This window comes from Pseudomonas sp. SJZ080 (assembly GCF_007828295.1).
Taxonomy (GTDB): domain Bacteria; phylum Pseudomonadota; class Gammaproteobacteria; order Pseudomonadales; family Pseudomonadaceae; genus Aquipseudomonas; species Aquipseudomonas migulae_A.
The window spans coordinates 1-1,051 of the sequence record NZ_VIUK01000069.1 but is presented as its reverse complement, the minus strand read 5'-3'; the positions used below and the strand labels follow the sequence as shown (position 1 = coordinate 1,051).

The window sequence follows — 1,051 nt, the reverse complement described above, 5'->3', positions numbered from 1 at the left end:
TGATCGACCGTTTCGGCGAGAAGAACGCGCACTGGGCGATGGTCTGCATCGCCTTCCTGGTCGGGTTGCCGTTGTTCTTCGAGGTCGGTTTTGTGTTGCTGGTGCCGATCGCCTTTACCGTGGCGCGGCGCGTCGGCGTGTCGATCCTGATGGTCGGTTTGCCAATGGTCGCCGGGCTCTCGGTGGTGCATGCGCTGGTGCCGCCGCACCCGGCGGCGATGCTGGCGGTGCAGGTCTATCAGGCGTCGGTGGGGCAGACGTTGATGTACGCGATTTTGATCGGCATTCCGACGGCGATCATCGCCGGGCCGCTGTACGCCAAGTTCATCGTGCCGCGCATTCAGTTGCCGGCGGAAAACCCGCTGGAACGGCAGTTCCTCGAGCGTGAACCGCGCGACAGCCTGCCGGGTTTCGGCATCACCATGGCGACCATTCTGTTGCCGGTGGTGCTGATGCTGATCGGCGGGTGGGCCAACCTGATTTCCACGCCGGGCAGCGGTTTCAATCAGTTTCTGTTGTTCATCGGCAACTCGGTGATCGCGCTGTTGCTGGCGACCTTGCTGAGTTTCTGGACCCTCGGTATCGCCCAGGGTTTCAACCGCGAATCGATCCTCAAGTTCACCAACGAATGCCTGGCACCCACCGCCAGCATCACCTTGCTGGTGGGGGCCGGCGGCGGGTTGAACCGGATTCTGGTGGACGCCGGGGTCACCGACCAGATCGTCAGCCTGGCCCACGAATTTCACCTGTCGCCGCTGCTCATGGGCTGGTTGTTCGCCGCGCTGATGCGCATCGCCACCGGGTCGGCGACCGTGGCCATGACCACGGCGTCGGGCATCGTGGCGCCGGTGGCCATTGGTCTGGGCTATCCGCATCCGGAGTTGCTGGTGCTGGCGACCGGCGCCGGGTCGGTGATCTTTTCCCACGTCAACGACGGCGGCTTCTGGTTGATCAAGGAATACTTCAACATGAGCGTCGCCCAGACCTTCAAGACCTGGACCGTGCTGGAGACCATCATTTCGGTGGTCGCCTTCGCGTTGACCGTGGGTCT

At 63.3% G+C, this 1,051-nt stretch carries 1 protein-coding gene; it reads left to right on the top strand.

Annotation, left to right across the window (positions count from 1 at the left end):
• A partial coding sequence (locus FBY04_RS32255; RefSeq protein WP_145319750.1) for a gluconate:H+ symporter occupies positions 1-1,051 on the top strand: 1,051 nt, incomplete at both ends.